This window comes from Pontibacter ramchanderi, from assembly GCF_002846395.1.
In the GTDB taxonomy this organism is placed as follows: domain Bacteria; phylum Bacteroidota; class Bacteroidia; order Cytophagales; family Hymenobacteraceae; genus Pontibacter; species Pontibacter ramchanderi.
In genome coordinates this window covers 976,269-1,001,244 of sequence record NZ_PJMU01000003.1, presented here as the reverse complement: position 1 = coordinate 1,001,244, position 24,976 = coordinate 976,269, and the positions used below count along the sequence as shown (strand labels likewise).

General features: G+C 51.6%; 25 protein-coding genes. 11 read left to right on the top strand and 14 right to left on the bottom strand.

Annotated elements, in window-relative coordinates; all coding sequences use genetic code 11:
- The first annotated feature begins 272 nt into the window (after positions 1 to 272).
- From BD749_RS16955 to BD749_RS16940, 4 genes are all read left to right on the top strand, one after another.
- Positions 273 to 1,331, top strand: a complete 1,059-nt coding sequence (locus tag BD749_RS16955) for a class I fructose-bisphosphate aldolase (RefSeq protein ID WP_101446525.1) — start codon at positions 273 to 275, stop codon at positions 1,329 to 1,331.
- 170 nt (positions 1,332 to 1,501) lie between these two features.
- Entirely contained in the window at positions 1,502 to 2,401 is a 900-nt protein-coding gene (gene accD, locus BD749_RS16950; protein ID WP_180336446.1) for an acetyl-CoA carboxylase, carboxyltransferase subunit beta, read from the top strand.
- A gap of 264 nt (positions 2,402 to 2,665) precedes the next feature.
- Positions 2,666 to 3,427, top strand: a complete 762-nt coding sequence (locus BD749_RS16945) for an OmpA family protein (RefSeq protein WP_245869367.1) — start codon at positions 2,666 to 2,668, stop codon at positions 3,425 to 3,427.
- A 310-nt stretch (positions 3,428 to 3,737) separates the two neighbouring features.
- On the top strand, positions 3,738 to 4,403 hold the full coding sequence (locus BD749_RS16940; RefSeq protein WP_101446521.1) for an OmpA family protein: 666 nt from the start codon (positions 3,738 to 3,740) through the stop codon (positions 4,401 to 4,403).
- A 64-nt stretch (positions 4,404 to 4,467) separates the two neighbouring features.
- Here BD749_RS16940 and BD749_RS16935 read toward each other — a convergent pair whose 3' ends face one another.
- Together BD749_RS16935 and BD749_RS16930 are read right to left on the bottom strand one after the other, a co-directional pair.
- Positions 4,468 to 5,121, bottom strand: a complete 654-nt coding sequence (locus BD749_RS16935; protein WP_245869364.1) for a DUF2238 domain-containing protein — start codon at positions 5,119 to 5,121, stop codon at positions 4,468 to 4,470.
- A gap of 89 nt (positions 5,122 to 5,210) precedes the next feature.
- The gene (locus tag BD749_RS16930) at positions 5,211 to 5,903 is read right to left on the bottom strand and encodes an MBL fold metallo-hydrolase (RefSeq protein WP_101446519.1); all 693 of its coding nucleotides are present in this window, start codon (positions 5,901 to 5,903) and stop codon (positions 5,211 to 5,213) included.
- 190 nt (positions 5,904 to 6,093) lie between these two features.
- On the opposite strand from BD749_RS16930, the gene BD749_RS16925 reads away from it, so the two are divergent.
- On the top strand, positions 6,094 to 6,801 hold the full coding sequence (locus tag BD749_RS16925; RefSeq protein WP_101446517.1) for an endonuclease III domain-containing protein: 708 nt from the start codon (positions 6,094 to 6,096) through the stop codon (positions 6,799 to 6,801).
- Between the two features lie 45 nt (positions 6,802 to 6,846).
- On the opposite strand, the gene BD749_RS16920 is transcribed toward BD749_RS16925, so the two are convergent.
- From BD749_RS16920 to BD749_RS16910, 3 genes are all read right to left on the bottom strand, one after another.
- Positions 6,847 to 7,605 (bottom strand): arylamine N-acetyltransferase family protein, encoded by a 759-nt coding sequence (locus BD749_RS16920; RefSeq protein ID WP_101446515.1) that lies wholly within the window; start codon positions 7,603 to 7,605, stop codon positions 6,847 to 6,849.
- 138 nt (positions 7,606 to 7,743) lie between these two features.
- Complete coding sequence (locus BD749_RS16915; protein WP_180336439.1) at positions 7,744 to 8,451, bottom strand: autotransporter domain-containing protein; 708 nt, start codon at positions 8,449 to 8,451, stop codon at positions 7,744 to 7,746.
- Positions 8,452 to 8,486: 35 nt separating this feature from the next.
- Complete coding sequence (locus BD749_RS16910; RefSeq protein WP_101446511.1) at positions 8,487 to 9,398, bottom strand: S66 peptidase family protein; 912 nt, start codon at positions 9,396 to 9,398, stop codon at positions 8,487 to 8,489.
- A gap of 166 nt (positions 9,399 to 9,564) precedes the next feature.
- On the opposite strand from BD749_RS16910, the gene BD749_RS16905 reads away from it, so the two are divergent.
- Positions 9,565 to 11,091 carry an AbgT family transporter gene (locus tag BD749_RS16905; RefSeq protein WP_101446509.1) on the top strand — a complete coding sequence of 509 codons (1,527 nt, stop codon included), beginning with the start codon at positions 9,565 to 9,567 and terminating at the stop codon, positions 11,089 to 11,091.
- A gap of 91 nt (positions 11,092 to 11,182) precedes the next feature.
- Here the strand turns inward: BD749_RS16905 and BD749_RS16900 are convergent, their stop codons facing one another.
- The 3 genes from BD749_RS16900 to BD749_RS16890 all read right to left on the bottom strand — a co-directional run bounded on the left by BD749_RS16900 (position 11,183) and on the right by BD749_RS16890 (position 13,370).
- Positions 11,183 to 11,785, bottom strand: a complete 603-nt coding sequence (locus tag BD749_RS16900; RefSeq protein WP_101446507.1) for a porin family protein — start codon at positions 11,783 to 11,785, stop codon at positions 11,183 to 11,185.
- 170 nt (positions 11,786 to 11,955) lie between these two features.
- Positions 11,956 to 12,918: a hypothetical protein gene (locus BD749_RS16895; RefSeq protein WP_101446505.1), complete on the bottom strand. Its 963-nt coding sequence runs from the start codon at positions 12,916 to 12,918 to the stop codon at positions 11,956 to 11,958.
- Between the two features lie 59 nt (positions 12,919 to 12,977).
- Positions 12,978 to 13,370, bottom strand: a complete 393-nt coding sequence (locus BD749_RS16890) for a RidA family protein (protein WP_101446502.1) — start codon at positions 13,368 to 13,370, stop codon at positions 12,978 to 12,980.
- 333 nt (positions 13,371 to 13,703) lie between these two features.
- Between BD749_RS16890 and BD749_RS16885 the strand changes: the two genes are divergently transcribed.
- On the top strand, positions 13,704 to 14,687 hold the full coding sequence (locus BD749_RS16885; protein ID WP_101446500.1) for a radical SAM protein: 984 nt from the start codon (positions 13,704 to 13,706) through the stop codon (positions 14,685 to 14,687).
- A gap of 185 nt (positions 14,688 to 14,872) precedes the next feature.
- Positions 14,873 to 15,394, top strand: a complete 522-nt coding sequence (locus tag BD749_RS16880) for a gamma carbonic anhydrase family protein (protein ID WP_101446498.1) — start codon at positions 14,873 to 14,875, stop codon at positions 15,392 to 15,394.
- Between the two features lie 49 nt (positions 15,395 to 15,443).
- On the opposite strand, the gene BD749_RS16875 is transcribed toward BD749_RS16880, so the two are convergent.
- The gene (locus BD749_RS16875) at positions 15,444 to 16,781 is read right to left on the bottom strand and encodes a hemolysin family protein (protein WP_101446496.1); all 1,338 of its coding nucleotides are present in this window, start codon (positions 16,779 to 16,781) and stop codon (positions 15,444 to 15,446) included.
- A 184-nt stretch (positions 16,782 to 16,965) separates the two neighbouring features.
- The gene (locus BD749_RS16870; protein ID WP_101446494.1) at positions 16,966 to 17,277 is read right to left on the bottom strand and encodes a hypothetical protein; all 312 of its coding nucleotides are present in this window, start codon (positions 17,275 to 17,277) and stop codon (positions 16,966 to 16,968) included.
- Positions 17,278 to 17,683: 406 nt separating this feature from the next.
- On the opposite strand from BD749_RS16870, the gene BD749_RS16865 reads away from it, so the two are divergent.
- Entirely contained in the window at positions 17,684 to 19,906 is a 2,223-nt protein-coding gene (locus tag BD749_RS16865) for a protein-disulfide reductase DsbD family protein (RefSeq protein ID WP_101446492.1), read from the top strand.
- 165 nt (positions 19,907 to 20,071) lie between these two features.
- Here BD749_RS16865 and BD749_RS16860 read toward each other — a convergent pair whose 3' ends face one another.
- The 3 genes from BD749_RS16860 to BD749_RS16850 all read right to left on the bottom strand — a co-directional run bounded on the left by BD749_RS16860 (position 20,072) and on the right by BD749_RS16850 (position 21,864).
- Entirely contained in the window at positions 20,072 to 20,680 is a 609-nt protein-coding gene (locus BD749_RS16860; RefSeq protein ID WP_101446490.1) for a superoxide dismutase, read from the bottom strand.
- Between the two features lie 89 nt (positions 20,681 to 20,769).
- On the bottom strand, positions 20,770 to 21,219 hold the full coding sequence (locus BD749_RS16855; protein ID WP_262503003.1) for a nucleoside deaminase: 450 nt from the start codon (positions 21,217 to 21,219) through the stop codon (positions 20,770 to 20,772).
- Between the two features lie 96 nt (positions 21,220 to 21,315).
- Positions 21,316 to 21,864, bottom strand: a complete 549-nt coding sequence (locus BD749_RS16850) for a hypothetical protein (RefSeq protein WP_101446739.1) — start codon at positions 21,862 to 21,864, stop codon at positions 21,316 to 21,318.
- Between the two features lie 428 nt (positions 21,865 to 22,292).
- Here BD749_RS16850 and BD749_RS19495 point away from each other — a divergent pair, with 428 nt between their 5' ends.
- Together BD749_RS19495 and BD749_RS16840 are read left to right on the top strand one after the other, a co-directional pair.
- Positions 22,293 to 22,463, top strand: a complete 171-nt coding sequence (locus tag BD749_RS19495) for a hypothetical protein (protein WP_180336438.1) — start codon at positions 22,293 to 22,295, stop codon at positions 22,461 to 22,463.
- 447 nt (positions 22,464 to 22,910) lie between these two features.
- Positions 22,911 to 23,306: a GtrA family protein gene (locus BD749_RS16840; RefSeq protein WP_101446486.1), complete on the top strand. Its 396-nt coding sequence runs from the start codon at positions 22,911 to 22,913 to the stop codon at positions 23,304 to 23,306.
- Here the strand turns inward: BD749_RS16840 and BD749_RS16835 are convergent.
- Entirely contained in the window at positions 23,303 to 24,925 is a 1,623-nt protein-coding gene (locus BD749_RS16835; RefSeq protein WP_101446484.1) for a glycosyltransferase family 39 protein, read from the bottom strand. The genes BD749_RS16840 and BD749_RS16835 overlap by 4 nt on opposite strands.
- Positions 24,926 to 24,976 lie beyond the last annotated feature (51 nt).

Below are 24,976 nucleotides of genomic sequence, written 5' to 3'. Positions count from 1 at the left end.
GACGTTTAATGTGCTTATACCTAGTACATTGTGTAACGAGGTCGGGGTTGAATAGGATGTAAGGCAACTGCAGGGATGGCAGGTATAGGTATAGCGGCTTTTCGCAGTTATAAATTTTGACCCAGTAAGAGAGCAACATTTTGGCAAGGTATACGGTATGTTGTGGCAGCGCACCTCTACAGGAACTGCCGCCTTGATAATTGCTGAGTATTCAAAAAGCGTTATATATTTGTCCTGCAATTCAATACGTCCCTTTATTTAAATTTTAAAAAATGTCGTACGATAACATCGTTTCCTTACTTGGCTCTGAAGCGGAGAGCCTGCTTCAGTATGAAAGCAAAACCATCTCTAAAGACCTGATTCACGCTCCGGGCCCCGACTTCGTGGACCGCGTGTTCTCACAGTCGAACCGCAACCCGCAGGTATTGCGCAGCCTGCAGCAGCTTTTCAACACAGGCCGTCTGGCGGGTACCGGTTACCTGTCCATCCTGCCGGTAGACCAGGGCATTGAGCACACAGCGGGTGCCTCGTTTGCTCCAAACCCAATTTACTTCGACCCGGAGAACATCATCAGACTGGCGATCGAAGGTGGCTGCAACGCCGTGGCGACAACCTTCGGTAACCTGGCCATGATGTCGCGCAAGTACGCGCACCGCATTCCGTTTGTGGTGAAGATTAACCACAACGAATTGATGACTTACCCGAACAAGTTCGACCAGATCATGTTCGGCTCTGTAGACGAGGCCTGGAACCTGGGTGCGACAGCCGTGGGAGCTACCATCTACTTCGGCTCTGAGGAGTCTTCACGCCAGATCATCGAGGTAGCCGAGGCGTTTGAGAGAGCGCACCAGCTCGGTATGGCTACCATCCTGTGGTGCTATACCCGTAACAATGCCTTTAAGAAAGACGGCGTAGACTACCACGTAGCCGCTGACCTGACAGCGCAGGCGAACCACCTGGGCGTAACCATCCAGGCCGACATCATCAAGCAAAAGCTTCCTGAGAACAACGGCGGCTTCAAGGCGATCGGCTTCGGCAAGACGCACGAGAAAATGTACTCGCAGCTTTCTTCTGACAACCCAATTGACCTGGCCCGCTACCAGGTGGCGAACTGCTATATGGGCCGCGCCGGTCTGATCAACTCAGGTGGTGAGTCGAAGGGTGAGTCGGATCTGGCGGATGCTGTGCGCACAGCCGTAATTAACAAGCGTGCCGGTGGTATGGGCCTGATCTCAGGTCGTAAGGCGTTCCAGAAAGACATGAAAGTGGGTGTGGAACTGCTGAACGCGATCCAGGACGTATACCTGGCCAACGACATTACACTTGCCTAATCAGTAGCAGAACTGCTGATTATTAACTAATTTTACAGCCTGCTTTGGAATTGCTTTTTTGTGAGTAATCCGGAGCAGGCTATATTTGTGCCCAAATTTGCCAATTTGGAAGACACGAGTGTGGCCAGATAACCATTTAATGTGCAGCACGCACGCCCGATACGATTATGATGCCTTGGTTTAAACGAGTAGAAAAAGGAATTATCACGCCGACAGAGGAGAAGAAAGAGACCCCGGACGGCTTGTGGTTTAAGTGCCCGGATTGCAAAACAGTAACCAGCATGACCGAGCACCGCAAAAACCTGAGAACCTGCGTGAAGTGCAATTACCACGATCGTATTGGCTCAAAGGAATACTTTGCCATCCTGTTCGACGACAATAAGTTCACCGAGATGGACGAGGACATGAGCTCAGGCGACCCGCTTGACTTCGTGGATTCCAAACCATACCCGCAGCGCACCGCCGAGACGCAGCGCAAAACCGGGCTGAAAGATGCCGTGCGCACTGCCTATGGCAAGTCGGGTGGCCGTGACATTACCATCGCCTGCATGGACTTTGCTTATATCGGCGGTTCTATGGGTTCTGTGGTAGGCGAAAAAATTGCCCGTGCCATCGATCATGCACGCAAGCACCGCACGCCCTTCATGATGATCTCCAAATCTGGCGGTGCCCGTATGATGGAGGCTGGCTTTTCACTGATGCAAATGGCTAAAACTTCTGCCAAACTTGCTCTGCTTTCAGAAGAGAAACTGCCTTATATCTCTTTGCTCACCGACCCGACCACGGGTGGTGTAACGGCTTCATACGCTATGCTGGGTGATTTCAACATTGCCGAGCCGGGCGCGCTGATCGGTTTTGCCGGACCGCGTGTGATCAAAGAAACGATCGGAAAAGACCTGCCGAAGGGCTTCCAGAGCGCAGAGTTCGTGTTAGAGCACGGCTTCCTGGACTTCATCGTGGACCGCAAAGAACTGAAGCAGCGCCTGGTTGACCTGCTGGGTATGATCATGCCTGCCACAGAAGAGCGCAACGACTCGCCAAAGGTCCAAAAGACTGCCAAATCATCTTAAGCGGATTGTATTATAATACCAGACCAGAAGAGCCTGTTAGTGACGCTGACGGGCTCTTCTGCTAGTACTCAAACAGGACAAAATATAAGCTGAACAGGTATATATTAACCTTTTTTGCTTACAGAAGTAATAGTTTGGGTAAAGCACAATATTGTGCCTAAGTTTGGCATTAGTATTGCGAACGCTCAAAAGCATAGCAACACTGCGATGCATTAACTAATACTACTATCAACCAAAACCATTTTTAAATTTTATTACAAGACTATGAAACTAGTAAAACTATCGTTGACATCGATGCTGGCTGTAACCATGCTGTTTACTTCTTGCCAGACAACGCGCCCAACCACTTCCGGCACAGGCGACACTTCTACCACTACAGGTAACAGAACCGACACAAGCACTACTGGCCAGGAAAAAACTGGTATGAACAAGACTACTAAAGGCGGCATTATCGGAGCTGGCTCTGGCGCTGTGGTAGGTGGTATTATCGGTAACCGCATGGGTAACACGGCGGCAGGTGCCATTATAGGCGCAGCTGTTGGTGGTGCAACTGGCGCAGTAATCGGTCGCCGCATGGACAAGCAGGCAGAAGAACTGCAGAAGAGCATGGAAAATGCCAATGTGGAGCGTGTGGGTGAAGGCATCCGTGTAAACTTCGACTCCGGTATCCTGTTTGCAGTGAACTCTGCTGAACTAAGCGCCACTGCCAAAAAAGACATTGCGAAACTGGCAGAGACGCTGAAGAAATACGATGGCACTAACATCATTATCGAAGGCCACACGGACAACACCGGTAGCCGCGAGCTGAACCAGGGCCTGTCTGAGCGCCGTGCGCAGTCGGTAGCCAACTACGCCCGCACACTGGGTGTAGAGGCTTCGCGTATGCAGGCCAAAGGTTATGCTTTCGACCAGCCAATTGCTGACAACACAACGGCAGAAGGCCGCCAGCAGAACCGCCGCGTGGAAGTGATCATTGTGGCGAACGAAGAGCTGAAGAAAGCTGCCGAGAGCGGTGAGCTAAAATAAGGCACCAGGTATAGCACCTGTTCGAAAGCGCCTGCCGGGTATACCTGGCAGGCGCTTTTTTTGTGCTGCCCGCCTGGAAAATCCTTGCAGCTGGCTAAGGTATATCCTACTGGTTTTGAATATTCTTTTCATGGTTTACGTATATACTTTGTCTAATACATATAATCGGTGTTAGGGTTTAATTATTTGATTATAAGCTAATTGTGTTTTGTTAAAATATCAAGCGCTATATGCAGATACAACATTTTAACGCATTTGGAGTATTAAGGGCTTAATCTGACAACTATGTGAAAAATTAAAAAAGAAGAAAATGAAACATATCAGAATTTATCTAGCAGTATTGGCCGTGTTCGGCCTGTTATTTACATCCTGCAACGCCAGTCGCACGGCTAAAGGCGGTGCCATTGGTGCCGGCGGTGGCGCCGTGATAGGTGGCGTGATTGGTAAGGCAGCCGGCAATACAGCGGCAGGTGCCATTATAGGTGCTGCAGTGGGTGGTACGGCAGGTGCCCTGATTGGTCGCCACATGGACAAGCAGGCAGAAGAGCTACGCCGTGACCTGGAAAACGCCAAGGTGGAACGTGTAGGCGAGGGTATCAAGATCACATTCGACTCGGGTATCCTGTTCGATGTGAACTCGGCTGAGCTGCGCCCGAATGCGCAAACGGATATACAGCAACTGGCCACTACGCTGAAGAAATACGAAGACACCAACATCATCATCGAGGGCCATACGGACAACACCGGTAGCCGTGACCTGAACCAGCGACTGTCGGAGCGCCGTGCCGAATCGGTGGCAAATTACACAACGCAGCAGGGGGTGTCACGTAGCCGCATTACCACACAAGGTTGGGCTTTTGACCACCCAGTGGCCGACAACTCGACAGCAGCCGGCCGCCAGGCGAACCGCCGTGTAGAGATCGCGATCTTTGCAAACGAGAAAATGAAGAAAGCCGCCGAGCGCGGTGAACTGTAAGCCCAAAGCGGTTTAATCCAAGCCAGCTATGCCGCCACAGGTATAGCTGGCTTTTTTTATGGCATCAGTTCTGGGTTGCTTTACGGTTACGGAGCACAATGGCAACCCCAACAGCGATGACAGACCCAAGGAAGGCAAGTACCATGTCTTTTTGCGCGTCCCAGATATCGCCCTGCATACCCAGGTAAGCCATGCCTTGTTCATCGCCATCATATACCAGGTCGGCTACTACCCACTCCACTATCTCATACACCGCGCTGAGCGACAGCACAAGCGACAGGGTCAGCACACTGCTCAGAAAAACATTCAGGCCAAAACCTCGCCTTGCGATCTCATACATGGGGTAGGTAAGCAGCAGCCCAAAACCGAAATGCACAATGCGGTCGTAGTGGTTGCGCTGGAAGTTAAAAGGCTCCTTCATCCATTCGCCAAAGGGGTTGTCGGCATACTGGTAGTAACTGCCGTACACGTGCAGCATCATGAACAAAAAGATCAGGGTATAGCTGGTGTCGGTAAAGCGGAAGATGTTGTAGAACGCCGCCAGGATGATCAGCACGGAAAGCGTGAGCGAGTTCTCGAGGAGCCAGTTGAGCAGGTCGGGGGTGCTAAGGCCCGTGTAGGTTAGAAATCCCACCAAAATGACAGTATAGGCTATGTGCAGCGGCTTGCGCAGGAAAGGCAGTTTGTTCTCGGAGCGGAAAGTCATGGTAAAAGTCATATGCCAACTGGTTTTGTGCGATACTGCAGCATTAACCTAAAATGGATACACTTGTTTTACGCATTTGGATACAAGCCGCTTAAAAGGCACTAAGCCAGCAGATCTTTCTGATAGAAAACTAGCCTGATGGGGTTGTCCTCCGGGTTCTGGGTAGGGTCGCAGTGGTAACCAAACATCTCAACGCCATTCATGTAAGGGAGCAGCTTTTTGTAGAAGGTATGGCCTGCGTTATCGGGGTTAAACGTGATGTCGTGGTACACGCAGGTGGGTAGCGCAGGCATGCGGCTCAGTTTGTCGAACAGCACATCGGGCCGGCCCAGGTCGCCGGAATATACAATGCGGTTTTCCTCCTCCTCAAAAATATAGGCAAACGACTGCAAGCCCTCTGAGTGCAGCCCGTAGGTGTCCACGGCTTTTATACCTTCAAAATGCTCAAGCGGCACAAATTCAGCGTACTTATCCGGGTTCTTTACCTGTATCTTCAGGAAGTCGTATACCTGCGATTTGAACTGGTCGGTTGGGTACAGAATGGTCGGTTTTGGGGCTTTGTCCACGACGTGTTTGTGGAGGAGCAGATTGGCCAAGCTGCCACAGTGGTCGTTGTGCAGGTGGGTGAGCAGAATGTAGTCTACGCGGTGCACCAGGTTCTTGTGCACCAGGGTGGGGTATACCGTAAAGCCGCAGTCGAGCAGAACGCACTTTTCGTGTATCGTCACCAAAGCGGCAGAATTCAGGTAGTCAATGTCAAAGGCACCGCCTGTTCCTAAGAATTTAATTTGCATAGAATAAGAGCTAAGGCTGTTTTGGGCTGAGGCTACAGGTATAGCGCGAATTGGAATAAATGGTTGTACAATATTACCATTTTGCGGCATAATTGTTTAAACATTTGCTTCAGGCTTTGTTAGAGGGTATGGTGGCGGAAACGCCAGCTGGCTATAGCCGTTAAGGAAGAAACGGCTAACCCAAGTGAACATGGAAGGATACGAACTACCCGCTGACGAGAAAACAAGGATAACCCACGAGCTGCTGAACCAGGAGTACAAGCGGCTGGAGCTTGACCCGCGCCGCAGCCCCATGCACGAGCTGATTTCGACCATTCTCTCGCACCGCACCAATCACGCCGACGAGCAGAAGGCCTACTACACTATGCTAGAGCGCTTCGGAGACTGGGAGGGCGTGCTAAATGCACCGGAGGATGCGCTCGCAGATGCCGTGAGCACTACCCGTTACCCCTTGCAGAAGGCTCCTCAGATACAACAAACCCTGCGCATGATCAAAGAGGACCGGGGTGAGATCAGCATTGACTTTCTGGCCGATCTGCCCATAGACGAGGCTATGGCCTGGTTGACCCGGCTGCCTGGTGTGGGGCCTAAAACGGCTACTTTGCTGCTGCTGTTCAATTTCAAGAAACCCGTGCTGCCCGTCGATACACACGTGTTTCGGGTGAGCCAGCGGGTGGGGCTGATAGGTGCCAAAGTAACGGCCAACAAAGCCCACGATGTGCTGCTTGATATGTTGCCCAAAGATGCCACAGAGCTGTTTAACTTCCACAAGCACCTTTTCTGGCATGGACAGAAGGTGTGCACCTGGTCATACCCCAAGTGTGAGAAGTGCGTGCTAAGCGGTATTTGCAATTACTATAACGCCGTGCGCGCGAAAGGAGTGGACAGGGCCGCGTAAAAAGCTTATCGAAGCGCATTAGCCAACTGGTGCCATACCTGTCGCTCATGCCGGCCTCAGGCCGAAGTACTGCCACAGGTAGGCGTCGTACGCTGCTTTGCTTTGCAGTTTTATCTCTTGGGTGAGGCTGCCTTCCTTCAGCTTGAGTTTTTCCTCTGTGAGGGTAATACGGCCCTGTTCCGTGGGAAGCGTAATCATTCTTCGCTGTCTGAAGTGGGAGCGGGAGTCGGACTGATGGAAACGGCACATCCCGGCAAATTCATCGTAAGCCCTTTCTGTTTTACTGAAAATGTACTCAGGCAGGACTTCGCCGTTCTCAATGCGGCTCACCCGGTAATAGCTTTCATCATACCTGTCGATGCGGTAATCGCCGCGTGCGTCGGGCTGCACCTGGCCCAGGACGAGTTTTAATGGCGCGAAACTAAATTCCCCGAACCCCACATCGCTCAGGTACTCTTCTCCGTCTATGGTCACGAGCAGGGCCATGTGGTCATACTCCGGTGTATAGGTACCATCGCTAGCTGTGTATACCATTGCCGAAATACGCCTGACATCAAACCCAATCCAGGTGAGCAATTCGAAAAAAAGCCCGTTGAGTTCGTAGCAGAAGCCGCCCCTCCTGCGCTGCACCACCTTGTCATAGATCCTTTCCACGTCGAGCTCTATCGGAACACCGTCGTGGATGTCCAGGTTCTCGAAGGGCACTGCAAGCAAATGTGCTTTCTGCAATTGCTGCAGCACACCGAGGGTCGGCTGCAGTGCACCAGTATAGCCGATGCGATCCAGGTAGGCTTTGTGATCCATAAAGTGGTGGCGTTACATGCTTATTCTATACCTTCATCCGCTTTTGAAAGAAACAACACATCTGGCTATATTAGGTATGGAAGTTACGAACTGAGCTTTGCGGTGGCGAGGCTAAAATTTAAGTGTCGTTGCCGCAGCTTAGTTTCCTTTCAAAAGCAAAATTTCTATTCCTGCTTTAAACCCACCAACGTTGATTTTGGGTGCAGGCGTGGTAGTGAAATCCCCATTGAACCAGGAACTTTTTAAAGGTACCTGGTAGCTGAAATCGATGCCTGTCAGCATGGTTTCCCAATCGTTGGGTATTAAAGCGCGAAGGCCAACGCTTGCCGCCAGCACCTCATTATGAAGCTTGGAGATATTTCTGTTTGAGATCTGGTTACGAATAGGGGTGTGGCTGGCAGGTAGATCCTGGATCTCGATAAGTAACGCATCTCTGGAGAGTCCGGCGTACGGGACCAGGTATACAGATCCTAAGTCGAATTTGTAACCATAATTTATACCTGCGCCAAAGCCATGTGCCTTTGTTCTCATCCCATTACTATCTTCTCTTCTTTCATTTAAGGCAGCGTTACCCTTGAAGTGCATGAAATGGTTTCTGTAGATAAAGTTAATTCCTCCACCGATTAAAATGGAGTTAGGGTTAACCTCAGATATTCCGTCCTCTTTCAGTATAGCATTTAACTCCTTTAAATCTGAGAACTGTCCGCCAATAAGAAGATTAAGACCGTAGTCAACCGTGTTTTCAGCAGGTTGGGAAAAGGTAAGGTTTTCGGCCGTGCTCTTCGTGGGCTGCGCAAATGTAAAACTCTGTGCAACCAATGGGCGGCTTAAGAGAGTGAGCAGCACTAGTAGAGTGCAGGCTCCAACAGTTCGTCTCGAATTCATATACCGTATCTCACCGAATGTACATACCTCAGCCTCACTCCGTTTTCATCAACTTCAAGCCTTGCCTTTCTTCCGCAAACCAGCGCCAGGTTATCGGGCTCGTGACCGGTCGGGAAGCCATAACAAATCGGGTAGTTGTACTTGCCGCTGTGCTCGGCGATGATCTCGTAGGCGTCTTTGCCGAATGGGATGGCATTGTCTTTTATGTCACTGAAGTGGCCCACGATAAGGCCTGCCAGGTCCTTTAACTTACCGGCGCGGTCGAGGTGCACCATCATGCGGTCGATGCTGTAAAGGTACTCGTCCACGTCTTCCAGAAACAGGATCTTGCCTTTGGTTGTAAAGTCGGAGCTGGTGCCGGAAACGTTGTGCAGCAGGGCCAGGTTACCGCCGATCAGCTCGCCTTCGGCTATACCTGTGCGGTTAAAGGCATGTGGTGCTGTGCTGTAGCTGAGTTCCTCGCCAAACAAAACCCGACGCAGGCTGTCCAGTGCAGCTTCGGTGCCGCTCGGGAAAAGCAGTGGCATGATGCCGTGCACGCTCTCTATACCTAAACTATGAATGTGGCAAAGCAGGGAGGTAATATCACTGAAGCCAACGATCCATTTGGGGTGCTTTCGGAAGTGCGTGAAATCGACCTGATCGAGAATGCGGGTGGTGCCGTAGCCGCCGCGGGCGCAGATGATCGCTTTGATGTCCGGGCGGTCGAGGGCCTGCTGCAAATCCTGCAGGCGCAGCGCATCGTCGCCGGCGAACACGCCGTATTGCGCACCCACCGTCGGGCCGACCTCTACCTCCAAACCCCAGCCTTGCAGTATGTCGATGGCGGTGGCTATTTCTTCGCGGCTGATGAGTCGGGCGGTGGCGATGATGGCGATCTTGTCGCCGGGCTGGAGGGGTGTGATCATGGGTATTGCAGTTTTTGATGATAAACGAAGGTATGGCTTTTCTCTAAAATTTGCGAGGCTGCAAAATTTTGGGCAATTTCGGAACCCCGTTTGCTATGGCCTTGGCTGCCCGGCACCTGCACCAGAGCAAGCGCTGCGCGGGCGGGAACCCTAAACCAACCTTTTTATGACGCAACTCCAGAAAAAAAAGTCGGGAATCGACAAGTTCCTGTCGGTAGTCGAGCGCATTGGCAATGCCCTGCCACACCCTGCCACCCTCTTTGCCGGCTTCGCCCTGCTGGTGATCATCCTCTCGTGGGTGGCCAGTATGTTCGATCTGGCGGTAACGCACCCCGGTACCGGCAAAGTGATAACACCGGTTAACCTGCTCTCCACGGAAGGGCTTCACATGATCCTGACCCGCATGGTGACCAATTTTACCGACTTCGCCCCGCTGGGCACGGTGCTGGTTTCGTTGCTGGGTATAGGTATAGCCGAGGGCACGGGCCTGATCGGGGCGGTGCTGCGCCTGGTGGTGCTGTCGTCGCCTAAGCGCCTGCTCACCTTCGTGATCGTGTTTGCGGGCGTGCTGTCCAACACGGCATCTGAAGTGGGCTATGTGCTGCTGGTGCCGCTGGCCGCAGTGATCTTTTTGGCTGCCGGCCGTCATCCACTGGCCGGTTTGGCTGCTGCCTTTGCCGGTGTGTCGGGTGGCTACAGTGCTAACCTGCTGCTGGGCACCATCGACCCGCTGCTGGCTGGCCTGTCTACGGAAGCGGCCCGCATCATCGATCCGAACTATACCGTGAATCCGGCTGCCAACTACTACTTTATGTTTGCTTCTACCTTTGTAGTGGCGGCGCTCGGTACCTGGGTAACGGAAAAGATAGTGGTGCCAAGGCTGGGAGAGTACAACGGAGACGAGAAACCGGAAAGCATTGACCGCCTCAACAAGCAGGAGAAAAAGGGGCTGCTCTACGCAACCATCTCCATCATCCTGTCCACCGCTTTCGTATTGGGCGGACTGTTACCGGAGGGTGGCTACCTGCGCAACCCGGAGACAGGTGAAATCCTCAACTCGCCTTTCATGTCGGGTATTGTGGCCTTTATCTTCCTGCTTTCGGCTATTGCAGGTATAGCATACGGAATCGGTGCCAAGACCATTAAAAACGACAGCGACGTAATGCGCGGCATGTCCAAGTCAATGGAGACGCTCGGCTCTTACATCGTACTGGTGTTCTTCGCGGCGCAGTTCGTGGCTTACTTCAACTGGACCAACCTTGGCTTGATCCTGGCCATTAACGGGGCCGATGTGCTGAAGACCCTGGGACTGAGCGGCATTCCGTTGATGATCATGTTCATCCTGGTGTCCGCTTCCATCAACATGATCATGGGTTCTGCCTCTGCCAAGTGGGCGATCATGGCACCGGTATTCATCCCGATGTTCATGCTGCTGGGTTACTCGCCGGAGTTCACCCAAACGGCTTATCGTATCGGCGATAGCGTGACCAACATCATCTCACCTATGATGTCGTATTTCGCCCTGATCGTGGCCTTTATTCAGCGCTATGACAAGAGCGCAGGTTTGGGCACCGTTATCTCGACCATGCTCCCTTACTCGATCGTGTTCCTGATCGGCTGGATCGTGATGTTTATCGTCTGGATATTGCTGGACCTGCCAATCGGACCGGGAGCCCAGCTGTATATGCCCTAACAGGTATAAACCATGAATGAAAATAGCCGGTGCAGGTATAGAACTGCACCGGCTATTTTGTTTTAGCGATTTGCTTGGTGAAAGCCTTATCTTAAAACAGCTTCAGGCCTACACTCAGCAAAATTTGTTTGTTGGCCAGGTCGTAATTGCTCTGGTTGGCCGGGTCCTCGTAGTTGCGACTGATGCGCTCGTAGCGCACATCCACTGTCAGGCGCTGAATGTCGAGGCCTATACCTGCCTGGTACCCCCAGTCGGAGCTCTCCATAAAGCTTTTGATGCTTTGCCCGTCCTGGCGAGCGCTCAGCAGCGTAGAGGCCACCGGACCGGCCTGCAAACGCACAACATTGCCAAGGCTTATACCTGCCATAATAGGCACATCGAGGCGGTTGAACTTGATGTCGGCCACGCGGTTGGCGAGCGTGGCGTTTGGGTTAGACTCGAGCCGGCCGCCCGTTTGAGTGAACACGGCCTCGGGTTGCACGAACAGGCCCAGGATGTTGATGCGGGCAAAGGCGCCGGCATGGTAACTGGTCACGGATTCTTTGTTGGCATATTCAGCGGGGTTGCTGGTTACGTCGCGCACGCTCACGCTTGACGAGCCCACACCCGCTTTAACGCCCCCCGTCAGGAACTGCGCCTGTGCTGCCGTGCTAAGGGCAAAGAGGGAAAATATAGTCAGCACTAAATTTTTCATAGCTATCAGATTAAATTCAACATGGTTATACCTTGGCCAAAGCGGCACAGGTATAACGAATAATCAATAGCCTTTTAGTACGTAACCGTGTAAATATAGGGTATAATAAGTCTTGTAATAGGATTAAACTTAGGTGGTGCTTGTCTTGGTGCCTGGGGCTGTGTGCCTGCTTACTCTTGCGAAACAGTTTGAACCCCGGCTGCCTCGGGCTCTGCATAGGTGTTGGTTAGCTGGGCGGCCTGCGCCTCTTTCCAGAGTGCCCGCAACCGTTTGTGGAAGCGCTGGTCTCCGCCATTTTCACTCGAAACAGGAAAGTTGACGAAGGTGCCGTCCTTCAGCTCCAGAAACAATTGGCTGTCTTCCGAAAAAGAAGGGTCTGCATGGAAAGTGATGTTTTGGATAGAGTCGAAGGGCATCAGGATGGCCGGTTCTTCCCATGATTTGTTGTAGACAACCACCTTTTTGTCGGTGAAGAAATAAAATCCGTCTGTAAAGTCGCTGAAGGCATCGGAGTACCAGTACTGAATTTGCTCGGTGGGGTCTAGCAGACCTTCGTCGGTGGCGAAACTCACATATTTGGATTTCAACTGTCTGCCAGGGACAACCTCGGTGCCCGGACCACTGGCGCCGATCACGACTAGCCAGATAAAAACACCCAGCACCAGCACGCCAAATCCAGACAGCATGTAAAAAGTCACACTCCGTTTCTGAGGGCCATGCTCGAGTTCGGCGAGTTGTTTATTATGGGCGTGTAGTTTAAAGGCCGCAATGGTGCCCATCAGGTAAAAGTACCCAAAGATCAGGGTGCCAAAGCCCAAAGGGAACTGTCCGTTATAGGCAGATTCAATAAACTTGGGAAGCACAAAATACACCAGAAGACCTAACGCGCTGAACCTGCTTTTTTTATAAATGCCGAATGTGAGCGCGGCGATCAGCGCGGCGTCAAACAGCGTCCATGTGTTAAAGCCTGAGCTATACCTGAAGTCTTCATTGTAAGCACCAATCAGCGAAGCCACAATGGTTAAACCTGTGGAGATGATGCCTAAAATCCATGCGCTGCGGATATGCTTTTCAGCCTTTTCAATTTCGTGCTGTTCCATTGCCCCTATACCTGTAGTTGATTTGATGTGCATAAATACTAATAGTCTAATATATAGAAAAGTAAATTTATAACACAGGGTAGCGGCTATTTTTATGAGTTAGTCTGCAGTATTGCCGTAGCCTCAATTTCCACGAGTTGCTCCGGTCTGATGAGGGCGCTGACCTGCACCATAGTAGCAGCTGGTTTGATCGTGCTGAAAAACTCGCCGTGCGCGCGGCCTACTTCCTCCCACTGGCTGATATCGGTCACATAAATGCGGGTACGCACCACCTGCTGGAGCGTGGCGCCGGCTTCATGCAGGACCTTCTCTATCTTTTGGAGAATGAAACGGGTCTGCTCGTAGGCATCGCCTATACCTATTACCTGGTCGCCGTCCATGGCCGTGGTGCCCGCCACCTCTACTACGTTGCCCACCCGCACTGCCCGGCTATACCCGATCGCGTCTTCCCATATGGCGCCGGAGGAAATGTTTTGTCGATTCATGAAAGTTGAGGAGTTTAGGAGTTTGAGAGTTTAAGAGTTGTGGAGTAAAGAAATCACAAGTGCTGAGTCCTAAGTCACGAGTTTAATTTTGTAGGGACGGGTCGCGATCTGTCCGAATCCTACCCGAACAACAACTTGACAGTGATCAATAAGCAGTTATCAGTGAACAATCAGCAATTAACAATCAGCAATTTAGCCATTTAACAATTTACCAATCACCAATTAAATATACTGATTATCTGATGTAATTATCAGGGAGTTGACTCTCCTGCTGACTTCTATACCTGATACTCCGCCAGAATCCTTAATTTTGAGTTCACCGTTCCTGAAAAGATGCGCCTACGATCGAAACCTGTGCTTTGCAACTATTACGTTACCTACCGCTGTAACGCAAAGTGCTCGTTCTGTGACATCTGGGAGAAACCATCGCCTTACATCACGCTGGAGGATGTGGCCCAAAACCTGCGTGATCTGAAACAGCTTGGTGTGCAGGTGATCGACTTCACAGGAGGAGAGCCGCTCTTGCACCGGCAGATCGACCAGATGCTGGGCATGGCGCACGACATGGGCTTCATCACCACCCTCACCACCAACGGCATGTTATACCCTAAACTGGCCGGGCGATTGAAAGGCAAGGTGGATATGCTGCACTTTTCGCTGGACTCAGCCCATAAGGAAGAGCACGATGCTGGCAGGGGTGTGGCCTGCTACGATTTTGTGATGGAGTCGATACAGGTGGCAAAACAACTGAGCGAGCGACCGGATATTCTGTTCACGGTTTTCAGGCACAATCTGAGCCAATTAGAAGAAGTATACCATACCATCACGCAGCCCAATAACCTGATGCTGATCATCAACCCGGCTTTCGAGTACAATGACGTAGCGGTGGGGGAGCAACTCACGGAAGAGGAGTTAGATTTTCTGACCGCGTTCGGAAAGCGCAAAGACGTATACCTGAACGAAGGTTTTGTGCAGCTGCGCCGCGACGGTGGCAACAAAGTAGCCGATCCGGTTTGCAAAGCTGCCAGCACCACGCTGGTCATCTCGCCGGAAAACGAACTGGTGCTGCCCTGCTACCATTTGGGCACCAAAAGCTTCCCGATACAGGGCAATCTGCGTGCGCTATACCTAAACCAGGAAGTGGAGGAGCTGAAGCAACTGGAAGGGCGACTGCCGGCTTGCGAAGGCTGCACCATCAACTGTTACATGCAACCCAGCTTCGCCGTAGAAATAAACAAATACTTCTGGAAAGCCCTGCCCAGCACGCTGAAGTACAACTTAAGCAAAGGGACGTGGAAGAGGCTTTTGAATGGTTGATGGCTAAATTGTTGATTGCTTATTGTTGATTGTTGATGGTACATGATTGGAAAGCAGGTGTACGATTCGGACAGATCGCGACCCGTCCCTACAAAATTAAACTCGTGACTTAGGACTCAGCACTTGTGACTACTTTACTCCTCAACTCCTAAACTTTCTAATTCCTAAACTTTCTAACTTAAAATATGCCAGTTATCTTACCTGTGAAAGGAATAAGCCCGCAGCTGGGCGACGATTGCTTTGTGGCCGAGAATGCCACGATTGTGGGCGATGTGGTGATGGGCCGCGAATGCTCTGTGTGGTTCAACGCTGTAATTAGGGGCGATGTGAACGCGATCCGGATTGGTGACAAGACCAATATTCAGGACGGAGCCGTCATCCATTGCACGTACCAGAAGGCGGCTACCTCCATTGGCAGCAATGTGTCGATTGGGCACAACGCCATTGTGCATGGCTGCACCGTGCAGGACAACGTGCTGATCGGGATGGGCGCGATTGTGATGGACAATGCCCTGGTGCAGAAGCACTGCATTGTGGCAGCGGGAGCCATCGTGCTGGAAAACACGGTGTGTGAGTCGGGCTACATCTATGCCGGTATACCTGCCAAAAAGGTAAAGCAGCTCAGTCAGGAGCAGATAGACGGGTTGGGCAAGGTAGCCAACAACTATGTGATGTACAGCGGCTGGTTTACAAATCCGGAGGTATAGCTATACCTGAAAAGCACAAAGGCTATACCGCTCGGGTATAGCCTTTGTGTTAATGATTAGGTTCTTCTGACTGCGGCTCTATCTGGGAGTGAAAGTCTTCTTTTACCGTAAAGAGCACCCATTCCACACGGCGATCCGACTTGTCCAGCACCCGTATCTGGTACTCGTTAAAGTCGGCCGCCTCGTTCAGATCGTCAGGTATGTGGCCGTAAATCATGGTCACAAAGCCACCCACCGTTTCGTAATCCTCCCCCTCAGGTATAGCAAAGGGCAGGTAGTCGTTTGCGTCAGAAACAGGGGCGCCGCCGTTTACGCGGTATTCAAAGTCGCCTATGCGCTCCACAATGGGCACTTCCTCGTCGTATTCATCCTGAATCTCACCCACCAGCTCTTCGATGATGTCCTCGATGGTCACGATACCCGACACACCGCCAAACTCGTCTGTCACGATGGCCATGTGCATGTGGCGGCGCTGGAACTGCTGCAAAAGACGTGGAATTTTTTTTGTCTCCGGCACAAAGTAGGCCGGACGCATCAGCTTCTCGATAATGATCGCCTCACCCAGGCGCATCAGGCTTAGAATGTCCTTCACGTAGAGCACCCCTACAATATTATCAATCGAGCCGTCGTACACCGGAAGCCTGGAGTAACCCTCCTCAAATATGATCTCCATCAGCTCATGCTCCGGTATGTGCACATCAATGGCGATCATGCGGGTACGGGGCACCATGATCTGCTTCACCATACGCTCGTTGAACTCAAACACATTCTCGAGCAGTTCGTGCTGCGAGTCCACAAGCAAGCCGCCCTCCGCGCTTTGCTCAAAAAGCAGGCGCAGTTCCTCCGGCGAGTGCACTTCGGAGCCATGTACTGGGCGTATACCCATCGAGCGCAGCACCAGGTTGGCAAACCCATTGAGGATCCAGATAAAAGGCCCGAACAGGTAATAGAAAAAGCGGAGGGGCAGGGTAATAGCCAGCGTGGTCGCTTCGGAGCGCTGTATAGCCAGCGACTTTGGGGCAAGCTCACCAAACACAATGTGCAGCACCGTGATAATGGCAAACGAGATAGGCAGCGCAATTTTGTGGGCCAGCGCCTCGCTTCCCTGGAAGCCGAAGAACTCCATGACGTTGATCACAATCTGCGCCACCACGCTTTCGCCGATCCAACCCAGGCCGAGTGAGGCCAGGGTAATACCGAGCTGCGTGGCCGAAAGATAGGCGTCGAGGTGGGTGAGCATGTGCTGGGCCAGTTTGGCCATCGAGCTGCCTGCCTGTGCGCGCAGTTCGATCTGTGAGGCGCGTACCTTCACAATCGCAAATTCAGCCGCCACAAAGAAGCCGTTGAGCAGTACCAGAAATATAGTAAGTAGAATGTTTAGAACCATAGTGCGTTACGGCGTGGTTTGCTGCCACGCTGCGTAAAATTAAGCTAAAATACGTGTTTTTACTATATATGTGTATGCTATTGGCAAGAATCTGGTTTTGCAGTCAGGTATAACTGGGCCAAAGCGCCTAAAACAGGAAAAGGTGCCGTGGGGCACCTTTTCATATAGATACGTCTTCAGTTGGCTAGTATAGAAGCTGCATGGTGGGTGCCTGGGCGGTGCTGAACAACTCGCGGGCATTTTCCAATGAAAGCAAAGGCAGAAAGATGGCCTTGGCTTCCTGTTCGGAAATTACTCTGTAAACATGCTCTGAAGAGGTATCGAGGAAGGGATTGCAGTAGGAGTAAATAAATTCGTCGGAGAAGGTGCGGTACACGATATGGAAATTGTGCCGCTCGTCGCGCACCAGCTTGATCGCTTTAAAAGTAGCATCGAGCTGTTTGCCGCAAACCGTTTTGATGGCGTTGTGTTCCTTTGGCTGAAAGTCTGTCATCATAGTTTTAGTAGCAGGGTTTATAATTAATCGGATATAAAATAGACATATAGCGGCTGCGGATAATTCCTTTACTCTTCTCTCAGTTCTGTTTATATCCGTGAATGGCTTATAATTCAGGGTGAATGGTATGTAATTGCCTATCAGTAGATTATAATGGGATGCTGTTGATTTTGGTATAGGCCCAACAACTGGGAGCCAGGCGGGTAGGCTACGTCTTTCGAAACTGCCGCACGGGGGTGGTGTCATTTGTAGCCGCTAGATGAACATTGGCAGTCTGCAGCCTGTTATCTGTCTTTCCGGAACTTAGGACGCGGACAGGAAGGTGAGGCTTTCAACCAAAATCCGTACTTTTGTGGTAGCGCTTTAATTGCTGAGAGATCTGCCAGATTTAACTAGACATACCCTTATGAGAAATAATTTGCGGCTAACGCTTCGCTATACCTGGCTGCTGCTGGTGCTGATGACCTTTGCAGCGCAAACGGTGCAGGCGCAGGTGCTCAAGCCAGCTTCCTGGAGCTACGACGTCTCCAAGAAAGAAGTGAAAGTAGGTGAGGAGATCGAGCTCATCTTCAATGTGAAAATCGACAAGGACTGGTACCTCTACTCTTCTGATTTTGACCCGGACCTGGGACCGATGGTAACAGAGTTTACGTTTGCCAAGCATCCGTCTTACCAACTGGTGGGCAAGATCAAACCCATCAACCCCAAAAAGAAATACGACGAGCTGTGGGAGGGGGAGTATACCTATTTTGTAGGTACTGCTCAGTTCAGGCAAAAAGTAAAAGTGCTGCAACCCGAGCTGGTGGTGAAAGGCTCTTACGAGTACCAGGTATGCACCGACATTGATGGCAAGTGCATTCCGTTTGACGATGACTTTGCCTTCACTAATGCGCAGGTAAAAGTTACGGCCGCCAACGGTGCCGTAACACCAGCCGCTATACCTGCCCAAACACCCCTCGAAGCCGTAAAAGATGCGCCTGAGGAAGCGACCACACAAGCCACTGCACCCGATGGCCTTGACACGGCAGTGCCGCCTGCTTTGCCACAGGATTCGGCGCTGGCAGCTGCAGAGGCTTTGGAAAGTGAAGCAACAACGGAGCAAACCGTAACACCGGCCCTCATAGACTTTTCTGACGAAGACGATGCATCCGGGGGAAACATCTGGGCCTTTATGCTGATCGCCTTTGGCTCCGGACTGGTGGCCTTGCTGACGCCCTGCGTGTTCCCGATGGTGCCCATGACAGTGAGCTTCTTCACGGGCAGCAGCCAAAGTCGCGCCCAGGCTATCGGAAAGGCTTTTTTGTACGGTATCTCCATAATCGCCATCTATACCATTGCCGGCACAATTGTGGCCAAGCTGTTTGGGGCCGACGGGGCTAACTTTCTGAGCACGCACTGGCTGCCTAACGTATTGTTCTTTGCCGTGTTCGTGATTTTTGGTATGTCCTTTTTGGGCTTGTTCGAGATTACACTGCCCAGCTCTTGGCTGAACAAAGCCGATGCGCAAGCTGATAAAGGTGGTATCCTGGGTGTGTTTTTCATGGCTTTCACGTTGGTGCTGGTGTCTTTTTCGTGCACCGGCCCGATTGTGGGCAGTATCCTGGTTGCCTCTGCCGGCGGCGAAACGCTGCGCCCGGTGGTGGGCATGTTCGGGTTCTCGCTTGCGTTTGCACTACCCTTTACACTATTCGCTATTTTCCCGTCGTGGCTCAGTGGCCTGCCAAAGTCGGGCGGCTGGCTTAACTCTGTGAAAGTAGTGCTGGGTTTCCTGGAACTGGCGCTGGCACTTAAATTCCTGAGCATTGCCGACCAGGTATACCATTGGGGCATTCTGGACCGCGAGGTATACCTGGCACTCTGGATCGTGATCTTTACCCTGATGGGCTTTTACCTGCTGGGCAAGCTCAAGTTTGCCCACGACTCTGATCTGCCTTACATCAGTGTGCCGCGTGTGTTTATGGCCATCGCTACCTTTGCTTTTGTGGTATACCTGATTCCGGGCATGTTCGGTGCGCCGCTCAAGGCTTTGTCGGGATACCTGCCACCGCAGTCCACCCACGATTTTGATATCAACGCGCTCGTGCGGCAGAGTGGAGGAGGAAGCTCAGCGCAATATACGTCCAATAACCAATTGTGTGAGCCGCCTAAGTATGCCGATTTCCTGCACCTGCCGCACGGCTTGCAGGGCTACTTCGATCTGGAGCAGGCCAAGCGCTGCGCCGCCGAACAGGGCAAACCAATTTTTATCGACTTTACTGGTCACGGCTGCGTGAACTGCCGCGAGATGGAGGCCAATGTGTGGTCGCACCCCGAAGTGCTGCGCCGCCTGCAGGAGGACTATGTGATCGCTGCCCTGTATGTGGATGACAAAAGCGACCTGCCGGAAAGCGAATGGTACGTGAGCGAGTACGACGGTAAAGAGAAGAAAACCCTCGGCAAGAAGTACGCCGACTACCAGATCACCAAATTCAACGTGAACGCCCAGCCTTACTATGTGCTGATGGACGAAAACGAAAATGTACTGGTGAAACCGATTGCCTATGACCTGAGTGTGGAGAACTTTGTGAAGTTCCTGGATGCCGGCGTGGAAGCGTATAAAAACAACAAACAGGTTGCTGCAGCAAAGTAATAAAACACCTTGCGGCTGCGAATGTCTGGTTAGCCACGAAGCCAGGTATAGCGCTGCAATTGGCATAGACACTCGCGGGCCCTTCGGACACCGAGAGGACTGAAAACAAGAAAGCCCCACCTGAAAAGGTGGGGCTTTCTTGTTTTTGAAGTGTCAGGCTATACCTTACTTCGCCTCGTTGTAGCGGCGGGTTACTTCTTCCCAGTTCACCACGTTCCAGAATGCGTTGATGTAATCCGGACGGCGGTTCTGGTAGTTCAGGTAGTACGCGTGCTCCCACACGTCCAGTCCCAGGATCGGCTGGCCGCCGCAACCCTCTGCAAACGACATCAGCGTGTTGTCCTGGTTTGGTGTAGAGCAGATCTCCAGCTTGCCGTCTTTCACGCAAAGCCAGGCCCAGCCAGAGCCGAAGCGGGTAGCCGCAGCTGCGTTGAACTTCTCTTTCATCTGGTCGAAAGAACCGAACGCAGAGTTGATCGCCTCAGCCAGTTCGCCCGATGGTTGACCACCACCGTTTGGTGACAGGATCTCCCAGAACAGGTTGTGGTTGTAGTAACCACCGCCATTGTTGCGCACGGCTTTGTTATCTTCCTTCACATTTTGCATGATCTCCTCAATGCTCATGTTTTCCATCTCAGTGCCCGCGATCGCCTTGTTCAGGTTGTCGGTATAGGCCTGGTGGTGTTTTGTATGGTGGATTTCCATGGTGCGCGCATCAATGTGTGGTTCCAGCGCGTCGTAGGCGTACGGTAGTTTCGGTAATTCGAAAGCCATAGTTTTATGTGGTTTTATATGTGAAAAAATAGCATGCGTACAGATCTATAGGTGTACGTATGCATTTGAAATGTGAGTTTCAAAGTTAGTTATTTTCTTTTGGCTGCAAAGAACGAAGCCATCAGTTCGGCGCACTCCTGGGCCATTACGCCGCTCACCATCTCGGTTTTGGGGTGCAGCAGGTTGCCCACTCTTCTGTAACCGCGTTTGGGCTCTGGTGTTCCGAACACCACCCGTTTTAGTTGTGCCCAGTAGCTGGCTCCCGCGCACATCACGCAAGGCTCCACAGTCACATAAAGGGTGCAGTCATTGAGGTACTTATTGCCCAGATACTCCGCTGCGGCGGTAAGTGCCAGCATCTCGGCATGGGCCGTTACGTCGTTGAGCTTCTCAGTCTGGTTATAGGCTTTGGCAATGATGCGGTTGTTGCTCACCACTACGGCCCCGATCGGAATCTCGCCCTCCTCAAAGGCGTAGGTCGCCTGCCTGTAGGCCTCCTGCATGAAATGATCGTCGCTATGTATAGAAAGTAAGTCCACAGGTATTAAGTGTATCGTTTGCTTTTGCACAAGATACAAAAAAAGCCCCTCCAGGAAAGGAGAGGCTTCATTGTTCAGGTATAAGGTATAGGTATGTTACTTGATCTTCACAGAACCCATTACTTCGCGGGCAGTGTCCTGCCAGTTGTTTTTCATCATAAACGGCATGTGTAGCGAGAACACCATCAACTGCTTGCCCTGAACGGTATAAAGCATAATACTATACTTCTGCACAGGCGCCAGGTGGCTGCTGTTACGCTCATCGGCCATCACCGAAACAAACTCAAATACAATGTAGTCGCGGCCGTTGATGCTGGCCACCTCATCCCGAATGAAATCCACTTTCGTGAAGCGCTCCAGCAGATTCGCCTTGTACACTTCGCGCAGCATTTTCAGGTCCTGGGCGCCAAACTGCGATCGCTTCTGCGTCATGCTGAAATCGACCTGGCCATTGGGGCTTGAGTAAACGGCAACCGGCCTATTGGCGGCGGGGTACTTGCTGGCAATGCCATCGTCGTGCAAAGGGGCAAAATCGCGGGGCAGCATAATACTTACCTCTTTGGTGATCTGCGTTTTCTTCAGTTTAGTGTCGGCAAGGGTTACGCCGGCAATCAGGATAATAGCTAAAAAGGCTAGGTAGCGCATGTTCATAGGTTTGTTGGGGCAAAGGTATCAATTAATAAGAACTGTGATGAGCTGTAGCAATTATTTTGCCAAAGCCGAAACCGTGTCTGCCGCTTTGTAGCTGGTGGAGTTTCTGTCTTCTATACAAAAAGCACGTTGGAAATGAAACAGCTGGAGTGACCTGTATAATTCCAACTGTCTGTTTTTAAGTGTCATCTCAACGTAAATGCTATGTTAGGAAACATCATCAACAGTGTAAAAGGACAGCTGACGGGCGAATCGTAAATAAATTTAGACTTGACCCAAACCAGGCAATCCAGTCCGTAAAGAGGCCAAAGACCATGTAAGGGACGGATTGAAGAAAGAGGCCGCAGGGGAAAATGCCGGAGGGATAATGAACCTGCTGAAAGGCCAGAAAGCCCCGCAGGACAGCCCGGCCATGAACAGCCATGATCCGGAACTACCTGTGCGACCTGACCGCCAAAGTAGGTCTACCTGATTCGGTGGCGCAACAGGTGGCAGAAACAAAAGAAGCCATACCTAACAGGTATGGCTTCTCTCTGGTTGTGTTGTTGTGTTTTTTGGTTGCGGGTCGGCAACTTACTTACATCTCACCTTAAACAAGTGTGCCTATAATTGCCGGAGCGGGGAGCTCCAGGCAATGTCTTTGTGAATCAATTATCTCTGTTAAAACTTTAGCGCTTGGCTGCGCGTGCTGAACCATAACCCGGGGAGGCCGCAAAAAGTTTAATGGCGTCCATAATTAAATTGGGTGAGTGTTACAGCAGGCTGCTAAACGCCTTTGTGCGGAAAGGCAGTGCAAATATAAAGTAAAGTTTCATGTTTGCTATACTTGTGCACCGCCTACGTATTTTTTATACTTACAGCAAAGAAGAGCATTGGAGACCGTGCTTCAAAATAATTTATACCAATATCCTTAATTCGTCGACCAATTGCTGAGCTGCATCAACCAAGCCAGAATTGGCATTCCGTGAGATTTGCTTAATTTTACCCACTGGATCAGGTTGCCATCGGCCTCACACACCCTATCTCAATCATTTGCCGGCATGTCCGAAGGTATAGGTGCTTTCTTTCTTAAATTCCTGAAGTTTGGTCTGGTGGGCTTTACGGGGCTTATCATCGACTTCGGCGTGACCTTTTTGGTAAAGGAAAAGCTGCGCTGGAACAAGTACGTGGCCAATAGCCTGGGTTTTGTGCTGGCCAGCATCAACAACTACATCCTCAACCGCCTCTGGACATTTCATAGCCACGATCCTGAAATAGGCTGGCAGTTCTCCAAATTCCTGCTGGTAGCGGTGGCCGGACTGGCACTCAACAACCTGATCGTCTACCTGCTCACCGAAAAAGCGAAGCTTAACTTCTACGTTTCCAAGTTTATTGCCATTGTGGTGGTATTCGTCTGGAACTTCCTGCTCAACTACCTCTATACCTTTACCCGCTAGTTTTGGCCCTGAATTCGGTAGATGCGTACGTGCTCGTCTTTGTGCACGCGTGGGTTCAGGAAGTGCAGCACGCGGTCGTAAAGCGAGGGCGTGATGGTCGTTTCCAGTTCCAGTGCAGGGTATAGGCTGTGAATGCGTTTCATGCGCTCCTCCAGGTCTTTTTGACCTACCACCACCACATAGTCGGGCTGGTAAGGGTATAGACTCAGCTCGGTTTGCAGGCTGTCCAGTGATTTCTCTCCGTTCAGGCTATACGTCATTGCAAAGTTCTCGGGGAGTGGCTTGCCGGCTTTGTACTCGTCCCAGTCGCGCTTTAGGTTGAAGTGGTACTCATGAAACTCAGCTGCCAGCCGGTTCAGGTAAAAGAGCGGCGGCTGCTTCATGGAGGAATTGCCAAACTCCAGCAACACGGCATCCATGTCCTGCTTCTCGCTCAGGTATACCAACGGCGCTATGCGGCTTTTTTTGGTGTAGGTAAACGACATCGCTACGGCCACTATAATATTGATGATCCAGAAGAAGGTCCAGCTGGCGGCCAACAGCTTTTTGCGGTTCTGCCAGAACTTAGCCGTGCGCACAAAGTCCTGCCAGCCGATGACGCCCAATACCATGATAAGCGGGAAGAGGGGCAGAATAAAGCGCTCCTGCTTGTTAGGGAAAAGTGAGTGCACCACAAAGAAGACCAGACCACCCCAGAAGAGCATGGGAGCCAGCCTGGCCGTGCGGCTATAGCCCAGCAACAGGTATACGCTGATGGGCGGCACCATAAAGCCCAGTATGGTCAGCAAGAAACGGTATACCGGGCCGGTACTGTAATTGTAGGCATTGTCGGCGTTGTAGAAGAAATAGGTCACCACCGAGTGGAAAGGGTAATCGAAAAAGATCAGGTCGATCGTGCCCTGTACGAGCGTGGCCATCAGCAGGAATCCCAGTACCAGCCAGGCTATTTCCTTCCACTGACGGCGGTAGAGCAGCACCATGCCTGCGCCAACTGCGAACAGCACGGCGTGGTAACGCAGCACAAAGGCCAGTGCAAACAGCGCCCCGGCCCACATAAAATGCAAGTTCCGTTTCTGGTCATCCTGCTTCAGCATAAAATAAAACGCGGCCAGGTAGGGCGGAATGCACACCATCTCGACCAGGTTGCGCACGCTCATAAAAGGCATGAACCACATCAGCGCCAGCATCAGCCCCACAAGGCGGGCATTGGCCTGGTTCGAGAGCCGTTCCGTTATCTTATACCCATAGTACACGACTAGCAGCGAGTACAAGCCGTGCAGCACCCGCACGATGGTCATTTTGGTATCCGGATTGGTGATGCCAATACTTTCCATCAGGTAAAACAGCCCATAGTGTATACCTGCATAAAACATGCTATGACGCGGCGGCATGGGCTCGTGCAACCACGAGGGCAAACCGTAAAGCCAGTGTTGCGCAATCGTGATCACATCAAAATGATCGTCGTGAAAGGCGAAGCCCTTCGAAAAGAAGGCAGCCACCATGCGGATGACAAAGGCAATCAGCATGATAAGCGATAGCGGCACCATAAGCCGGTTGTGTACCCCGGCCTGATCGGCAGTAGCGAGATTATCGGCAGTAGTTTGTTGAGGAAACGACATATTGCAACGTTAAGGCGTATGGATCGGCCTATGATTTTTTTAAGGAAATCC

Coding starts and splice junctions, on each gene's coding strand:
- BD749_RS16885 (WP_101446500.1), top strand. CDS start 13,704: ATGCGCCTACGATCGAAACCTGTGCTTTGCAACTATTACGTTACCTAC.
- BD749_RS16895 (WP_101446505.1), bottom strand. CDS start 12,918: ATGCACATCAAATCAACTACAGGTATAGGGGCAATGGAACAGCACGAA.
- BD749_RS16955 (WP_101446525.1), top strand. CDS start 273: ATGTCGTACGATAACATCGTTTCCTTACTTGGCTCTGAAGCGGAGAGC.
- BD749_RS16925 (WP_101446517.1), top strand. CDS start 6,094: ATGGAAGGATACGAACTACCCGCTGACGAGAAAACAAGGATAACCCAC.
- BD749_RS16945 (WP_245869367.1), top strand. CDS start 2,666: ATGAAACTAGTAAAACTATCGTTGACATCGATGCTGGCTGTAACCATG.
- BD749_RS16940 (WP_101446521.1), top strand. CDS start 3,738: ATGAAACATATCAGAATTTATCTAGCAGTATTGGCCGTGTTCGGCCTG.
- BD749_RS16840 (WP_101446486.1), top strand. CDS start 22,911: ATGTCCGAAGGTATAGGTGCTTTCTTTCTTAAATTCCTGAAGTTTGGT.
- BD749_RS16870 (WP_101446494.1), bottom strand. CDS start 17,277: ATGATGACAGACTTTCAGCCAAAGGAACACAACGCCATCAAAACGGTT.
- BD749_RS16860 (WP_101446490.1), bottom strand. CDS start 20,680: ATGGCTTTCGAATTACCGAAACTACCGTACGCCTACGACGCGCTGGAA.
- BD749_RS19495 (WP_180336438.1), top strand. CDS start 22,293: ATGATCCGGAACTACCTGTGCGACCTGACCGCCAAAGTAGGTCTACCT.
- BD749_RS16900 (WP_101446507.1), bottom strand. CDS start 11,785: ATGAAAAATTTAGTGCTGACTATATTTTCCCTCTTTGCCCTTAGCACG.
- BD749_RS16865 (WP_101446492.1), top strand. CDS start 17,684: ATGAGAAATAATTTGCGGCTAACGCTTCGCTATACCTGGCTGCTGCTG.
- BD749_RS16910 (WP_101446511.1), bottom strand. CDS start 9,398: ATGATCACACCCCTCCAGCCCGGCGACAAGATCGCCATCATCGCCACC.
- BD749_RS16920 (WP_101446515.1), bottom strand. CDS start 7,605: ATGGATCACAAAGCCTACCTGGATCGCATCGGCTATACTGGTGCACTG.
- BD749_RS16905 (WP_101446509.1), top strand. CDS start 9,565: ATGACGCAACTCCAGAAAAAAAAGTCGGGAATCGACAAGTTCCTGTCG.
- BD749_RS16880 (WP_101446498.1), top strand. CDS start 14,873: ATGCCAGTTATCTTACCTGTGAAAGGAATAAGCCCGCAGCTGGGCGAC.
- BD749_RS16875 (WP_101446496.1), bottom strand. CDS start 16,781: ATGGTTCTAAACATTCTACTTACTATATTTCTGGTACTGCTCAACGGC.
- BD749_RS16930 (WP_101446519.1), bottom strand. CDS start 5,903: ATGCAAATTAAATTCTTAGGAACAGGCGGTGCCTTTGACATTGACTAC.
- BD749_RS16835 (WP_101446484.1), bottom strand. CDS start 24,925: ATGTCGTTTCCTCAACAAACTACTGCCGATAATCTCGCTACTGCCGAT.
- BD749_RS16890 (WP_101446502.1), bottom strand. CDS start 13,370: ATGAATCGACAAAACATTTCCTCCGGCGCCATATGGGAAGACGCGATC.
- BD749_RS16935 (WP_245869364.1), bottom strand. CDS start 5,121: ATGACTTTTACCATGACTTTCCGCTCCGAGAACAAACTGCCTTTCCTG.
- BD749_RS16850 (WP_101446739.1), bottom strand. CDS start 21,864: ATGCGCTACCTAGCCTTTTTAGCTATTATCCTGATTGCCGGCGTAACC.
- accD (WP_180336446.1), top strand. CDS start 1,502: ATGCCTTGGTTTAAACGAGTAGAAAAAGGAATTATCACGCCGACAGAG.